Source organism: Streptomyces sp. NPDC046831 (assembly GCF_040645305.1).
Taxonomy (GTDB): Bacteria; Actinomycetota; Actinomycetes; order Streptomycetales; family Streptomycetaceae; genus Streptomyces.
The window spans coordinates 21,837-28,000 of record NZ_JBEYXZ010000055.1 but is presented as its reverse complement, the minus strand read 5'-3'; the positions used below and the strand labels follow the sequence as shown (position 1 = coordinate 28,000).

At 73.9% G+C, this 6,164-nt stretch carries 5 protein-coding genes; 2 read left to right on the top strand and 3 right to left on the bottom strand.

Annotation, left to right across the window (positions count from 1 at the left end):
* Nucleotides 1–361 precede the first annotated feature (361 nt).
* The gene (locus tag ABZ920_RS29395; RefSeq protein ID WP_361511504.1) at nt 362–1,876 is read left to right on the top strand and encodes a hypothetical protein; all 1,515 of its coding nucleotides are present in this window, start codon (nt 362–364) and stop codon (nt 1,874–1,876) included.
* A gap of 620 nt (nt 1,877–2,496) precedes the next feature.
* Here the strand turns inward: ABZ920_RS29395 and ABZ920_RS29390 are convergent.
* Together ABZ920_RS29390 and ABZ920_RS29385 are read right to left on the bottom strand one after the other, a co-directional pair.
* On the bottom strand, nt 2,497–3,297 hold the full coding sequence (locus ABZ920_RS29390) for an ABC transporter ATP-binding protein (RefSeq protein WP_361511511.1): 801 nt from the start codon (nt 3,295–3,297) through the stop codon (nt 2,497–2,499).
* 10 nt (nt 3,298–3,307) lie between these two features.
* Nucleotides 3,308–4,219 (bottom strand): ABC transporter permease, encoded by a 912-nt coding sequence (locus tag ABZ920_RS29385; protein WP_361511501.1) that lies wholly within the window; start codon nt 4,217–4,219, stop codon nt 3,308–3,310.
* A 182-nt stretch (nt 4,220–4,401) separates the two neighbouring features.
* On the opposite strand from ABZ920_RS29385, the gene ABZ920_RS29380 reads away from it, so the two are divergent.
* The gene (locus ABZ920_RS29380) at nt 4,402–5,028 is read left to right on the top strand and encodes a TetR/AcrR family transcriptional regulator (protein ID WP_361511498.1); all 627 of its coding nucleotides are present in this window, start codon (nt 4,402–4,404) and stop codon (nt 5,026–5,028) included.
* An 81-nt stretch (nt 5,029–5,109) separates the two neighbouring features.
* Here ABZ920_RS29380 and galE read toward each other — a convergent pair whose 3' ends face one another.
* The gene (galE, locus tag ABZ920_RS29375) at nt 5,110–6,090 is read right to left on the bottom strand and encodes a UDP-glucose 4-epimerase GalE (RefSeq protein ID WP_361511495.1); all 981 of its coding nucleotides are present in this window, start codon (nt 6,088–6,090) and stop codon (nt 5,110–5,112) included.
* Between the last annotated feature and the right edge of the window lie 74 nt (nt 6,091–6,164).

Sequence of the window (6,164 nt, the reverse complement as noted above, 5' to 3'; positions counted from 1 at the left end):
TCGTCCCCTCGTTCGCGGCGGGGGGGGAGTCGGTGCTCTCCCCGATCGCCGCGGGCCCCCCCCCCCCCCCCCCGGGGGCCCCGCCCCCTGTTCTTGTGCCCGAGGTCGAGGCCCGGCGAGGAGAGCCGGGAACGGCGGGGAGATCGGCGTGGCGACGGCCCGCGGACGGTGCGGGCAGGGGATGCGGGTACCGCCGAACGGCATACCTTCAGTTCCTGACAAATAGGACAATCTGCATAAAGTTGCCGCGTGACTGTGAACCTCACCGCGCGCCGACCGGCCGCGGCCGCACCCCCACCCGCCCGTGTCACCGCGCACGTCCCCGCTCCCGCCCCGCCGGTCACACGGGCCCTCCGGCGCGATGCTCGCCACGCCGTCTGAGGGACCTCCCAGGGGCCGGGCCGTGCCCGGCCCCGCTGACGCCTCCGCACGAGTCGTCGTCGTCCAGGCGGCGGCCGTGGCCGTCCTCGTCCTGCTGCTGCTGGTGATCGGGGTGCTGCCCTGGGCCGGCGACCTCGGCATGCACGCGGCGACCGTCGAACGCCTGCGCCATCACCTGCTGCGCCCGGGCAACCCGCTCGTCGACGCCGACACGCCGAGCCCGTACTACTCGCCGTGGATGCTGCTGCTCGGCTGCGTCGCGCGCGGCACCGGCGTGTCGGTCTTCCTCGTGCTGCGGTTCGCCGCGCTGGCCGGGCTCGGCCTGCTGGCCACGGGCGTGTGGCGGTACGTCCGGACCCTGAGCGCCCACCGGGCCGCGCCCGCGCTCGCGGCCCTGTGCCTGGTCCTGCTGTGGGGCACGGCCCCGATCAACTGGAGCGGCTTCCCCGGCCTGAACTCCCTCGCGCTGACGGTCTCGTACCCGAGCGTGTTCGCCCTCGGGCTCGCCTTCCACTTCTGGGCGTGGCTGGCCCGGGCGCTCAGCCGGCCGGCCGGGTGGGCGGGCTGGCTGGGGCTCGGCGGGCTGTGGGCGGTGATCCTGCTGTGCCACCAGTTCACCGGGGTCGTCGCCACCCTGGGGGCGGTCGCCGCGGTGCTGGCGGCATGGCCCGCGTGGGCGGTGTGGCCCCGGCTCGGTGCCGGCGTGGCACTGGGGCTGCTGGCGCTGTGGCTCTGGCCCTACTACGACTTCTTCGCCCTGTTCACGGCCGGCGCCGACCTGGAGGCCGTGCACCGGGCGCTCTACTCGGACCTCGCCGGACGCTACTGGCTCGCGCTGCCGGGGGTGGTGGCCCTGGCGCTGCGGTGGCGGCGCGACCGGTGGGACGTGCTGGTGCTGTTCTTCCTGCTCGGCACGCTGATGTGCGCGGCGGGCTGGGCGGCCGGCCACTACTCCTGGGGCCGCGCGGCGCCGGCCGTGCTGATCCCGGCCCAGCTCGCCGCCGCGCTGGAGGCCGTCGAGGGCGGCCGGCGGGCGATGCGGAGACGCCGGGCCTGGGTGCTCGCGGCCGCGCTGGCCGTCGGGGCGTGGGCGCAGGCGGGGGTGCTCGGGTACGTCATGGGGCGCTCGGCCCTGCCGGAGCCGCTGGCCGCCCACTACACCCCGCCCTGGACGGGCTACGGCTGGATCACGCCCTACGTGCCGTACGGAGACGTGGTCATGGCCCGTACGTCCGCCTCCCGGCTGATCCCGGCGTACGGCGCCTACACCGTCGCGCCCGGCTACCCCGACTTCTTCCTGCCGGACGAGGAGCAGCGGCGGGCGGCCGTACGGGCCTACTTCACGCCGGGGACGGCGGACGGCGTACGGCGGGACATCCTGCGCCGGTACGGCGTGCGCTGGGTGGTGGACCGGGGGGAGTCCGCACCCGGCGCCGGCCTGCGGGAGGTGACCCGCGGGCCGGACGGCCAGGTGCTGTACGCCGTGGGGGGCTGACGCCGGCGCCACGCCGACGGAACGCTGCCGCCAGAACCCTGTCGCGGCGGGCCGGAGCCGGTGAGCGAGGCGGCGGACCCGAGCCGGGCGAAACCGCTCCGCGGGAGGGGGCGGGCGAACGGCGCGGACAGACCAGGCCCGGTGAGCCTGCGGGCCCGGCGGCCGGCGCGGAAGGGCCTCGCGGGTGGGCACCAGGCGAAGGGCGCGGCTGGTCCAAGCCCGGTGAACGGGCCGACCCGGCGGCTGGTGCGGAAGGCCCCCGCGGGTGGGGGCCAGGCGAACGGCGCGGCTGGTCCAAGTCCGGTGAGCCTGTCGACCCGGCGGCCGGTGCGGAAGGCCCCCGCGGGTGGGGACCAGGCAAAGGGCGCGGCTGAGTCAAGCCCGGTGAACGGGCGGGACCGGCGGCCGGCGCGGAAAGGGTTCCGGGGGGCCAGGCGAAGGGCGCGGCTGGTCCAAGCCCGGTGAACGGGCCGACCCGGCGGCTGGTGCGGAAGGCCCCCGCGGGTGGGGGCCAGGCGAACGGCGCGGCTGGATGAAGCGCGGTGAGCCGACTGACCGGCGATCGGCCGGTGCCGAAAGGGCGTCGGGAGCCCGCCCCCGACGCTCGCCCCCCGGTGTGCCTACTTGCCCGTGAAGGCCTCGTACGCGTCCATGACCTCGCCGGTCGGCCCGTCCATGCGCAGCTCGCCGCGCTCCAGCCACAGCACCCGCTCGCAGGTGTCGCGGATCGACTTGCTGCTGTGGCTGACCAGGAAGACGGTGCCCGCCTGCTCCCGCAGCTCGCGGATCCGCTTCTCGGACCGCTTCTGGAAGGAGCGGTCGCCGGTCGCCAGTGCCTCGTCGATCAGGAGCACGTCGTGGTCCTTGGCGGCGGCGATGGAGAAGCGCAGGCGTGCGCCCATGCCGGAGGAGTACGTGCGCATCGGCAGGCTGATGAAGTCGCCCTTCTCGTTGATCCCGGAGAAGTCGACGATGTCCTGGTAGCGCGCCTTGATCTGCTCGCGGGACATGCCCATGGCCAGGCCGCCGAGGTAGACGTTGCGCTCGCCGGTCAGGTCGCCCATCAGGGCGGCGTTCACGCCGAGGAGGGAGGGCTGGCCGTTGGTGTAGATGTGGCCGCTCTCCACCGGCAGCAGCCCGGCGACCGCCTTCAGCAGCGTGGACTTGCCGGAGCCGTTGGTGCCGATCAGGCCGATCGCCTCGCCCCGGTAGGCGACGAAGGAGACGTCCTTGACGGCGTGCACCTCGCGCACGCCCGCGGCCTTCTCGGCCTGCTTGCGGCGCAGGATGCGGTTGAGGGCGGCGGTCGCGGAGCCGCGGCCGGCCCCGGTGCCGTTGACCCGGTAGACGATGTCGACGTGGTCGGCGACGACGGTGGGGATCTTCTCGGCGACCGCGGGGGCGGCCCCGCGCTCGCGCATGGTGGTCTGCTCAGCCACGGCCGTACGTCTCCTCAGCCTTCCAGAAGTAGATGAAGCCGCCGACGCCGGCGAGCAGCGCCCAGCCGACCGCGTACGCCCACACGTGGTGCGGGAGCTGGTCCGCGTGGAAGCTGTCGATCAGCGCGAACCGCATGAGGTCGATGTAGATGGCGGCGGGGTTGGCCTCCAGCAGCGCCTTCACCGCGTGCGGCAGGTTCGTGCGGTCGAGCATCGTGTCGATGCTCCACATGACGCCCGAGACGTACATCCAGGTGCGCAGCACGAACGGCATCAGCTGGGCGATGTCCGGGGTCCTGGCGCCGATCCGGGCCAGGACCATCGACACGCCGGCGTTGAACACGAACTGCAGCACCAGCACCGGCAGGGTCAGCACCCAGGAGACGCCGACCGGCACCCCGAAGACCAGCAGGATCACCACGAGCGCGGCCATCGAGAACAGCAGCTGCTGGAGCTGCTGCAGCGCGAAGGAGATGGGCAGCGCGGCGCGCGGGAAGTGCAGCGCGCGCACCAGGCCGAGGTTGCCGGAGATGGCCCGGGTGCCCGCCATGATGGAGCTCTGCGTGAAGGTCCACACGAACACGCCCGTGACCAGGAACGGCACGAAGTCCGGGACGCCGTGCTTGGTGCCGAGCAGGACGCCGAAGATGAAGTAGTACACCGCGGCGTTCAGCAGGGGCGTCATCACCTGCCAGACCTGCCCGAGCTTCGCCTGGCTGTACTGGGCGGTGAGCTTGGCGGTGGCGAAGGCGCTGATGAAGTGCCGGCGGGCCCACAGCCGGCGGACGTACTCGGGCAGGGAGGGGCGGGCGCCGCTGACGGACAGGCCGTGGCGCGCGGCGAGCGCCGCGAGGTCGTCCTCGGCCTCGGCCGGGGCGGGCGGTGTGTGGAGGACCTGACTCACATCCGCTGCTTTCGTTCGGGGGGAGGGGATGCGGGCGACCGGCGCCGGGCCCGCCGTGGCTCGGTCACGTGTTTCTTCACGTTTTCTTACGTCGGGACGGCACCGTATCGTCGTAACGTGAGGGTAGGGCGAAGCGACGTCGGAACGCAACCGTTTCGTCGTGACGCCCTATGCTGGATCGTATGACGACGAACGCCGAGGAGCCCCGGGCGCGTCCGCGCCGCCGGGCCCCCGCCGGGGCGGCCGTGCTCCGGGAGGACGTGACGGAGGCCATCCGGGCGGCTGTCTTCGAGGAGCTCGCGGCCGTGGGCTACGCGCGGATGTCCATCGAGGGCATCGCGCGGCGGGCGGGCGTCGGCAAGACCGCGGTGTACCGCCGCTGGCGCTCGAAGCTGCACCTGGTGCTCGACATCGTCTCGGCGCTCGCCGTGCAGGGCCTGCCCGTGCCGGACAGCGGCTCGCTCCAGGGGGACCTGCGCCTGCTGTACGAGGTGACGTCGCGGGCCCTGCGCCACCCGGTGGCCTCGCAGGTCATCCCGGATCTCCAGGCGGAGGCCGCCCGCAACCCCGACATCGCCGAGGCCATGCAGAAGGCGCTGCGGGACGGGCAGGAGAGCGTGGCCAGCAGCATCCTGGCGGCGGCCGAGCGGCGCGGCGAGATCCGCGCCGGCCTGGACCAGGACCTCGCCCTGGACCTGATCTCGGGTCCCCTGTACTGGCGCGCGGTCGTCATCCGCAGCCCCAAGCTGCCCAAGGGCTATCTGAACTTGCTCGCCCGCGCCACGGCGGAGGCCATCAAGGCGCTGTGACCGTGCCCCCGTCCCGACGCCCCCCCGCGTCGTCGGTTCATGCACGGCCCGGCGCCGGGTTCAGGAGCGAGGGAAGGCGGGTCAGTCGCGGGCCGCCTCCGGGTGGTGGTGGATCCAGCCCTCCCAGGCGGACGTGATCATGTCCTCGACGTCACGGGTCGCCTTCCAGCCGAGTTCGGTCGCGACGCGGTCGGCGGAGGCGATGACACGGGCGGGGTCGCCCGGGCGGCGCGGGGCGACCGCCGGGGGCCGGTCGTAGCCGGTGACGGCGTTGATCGTGTCGATCATCTGGCGCACCGACACGCCCTCGCCGCGGCCGATGTTCAGCGTCAGGTGCAGGCCGGGGGAGCTCTGCAGCGCGCGGGCCGTGGCGACGTGCGCCTCCGCGAGGTCCACCACATGGATGTAGTCGCGGACGCAGGTGCCGTCGGGCGTCGGGTAGTCGTCACCGAAGATGCGCGGGGCGGCGTTCCGCGTGAGCCTGTCGAAGACCATGGGGACGAGGTTGTGCACGCCCGAGTCCGCCAGCTCGGGGGCCGCCGCGCCCGCCACGTTGAAGTAGCGCAGCGCGGCCGTGGACAGGCCCGCGGCCCGGCCCGTGGCGCGGACCAGCCACTCGCCGGCCAGCTTGGTCTCGCCGTAGGGCGACATGGGGACGCAGGGCGTCTCCTCCGTGACCAGCTCCACGTCCGGCATGCCGTACACGGCGGCCGAGGAGGAGAACACGAACGAGGCGACCCCGGCCGCCGTGACCGCCTCCAGCAGGACGCGCAGGCCCTCGACGTTCTCCCGGTAGTAGTGCAGGGGTCGCTCCACCGACTCGCCCACCTGCTTCTTCGCCGCCAGGTGGACCACGCCGGTGACGTCGTGCCCGGCCAGGGCGCGCGCCACCCGCTCGCCGTCGAGGGTGGAGCCCACCACCAGCGGGACGCCCTCCGGGAGACGGTCGGCGCGGCCGGTGGACAGGTCGTCGTACACCACCGCCCTCTCGCCCGCCGTGGTCAGCGCGCGTACGACGTGCGCCCCGATGTAGCCGGCGCCGCCGGTGATCAGCCAGGTCATGTGCGGCCCTCCTCGTGCGTTGGCCCGTGGTGATGCGTTCGCTTCCGTCCTCGGGGAACCGGACGGCGGGACCG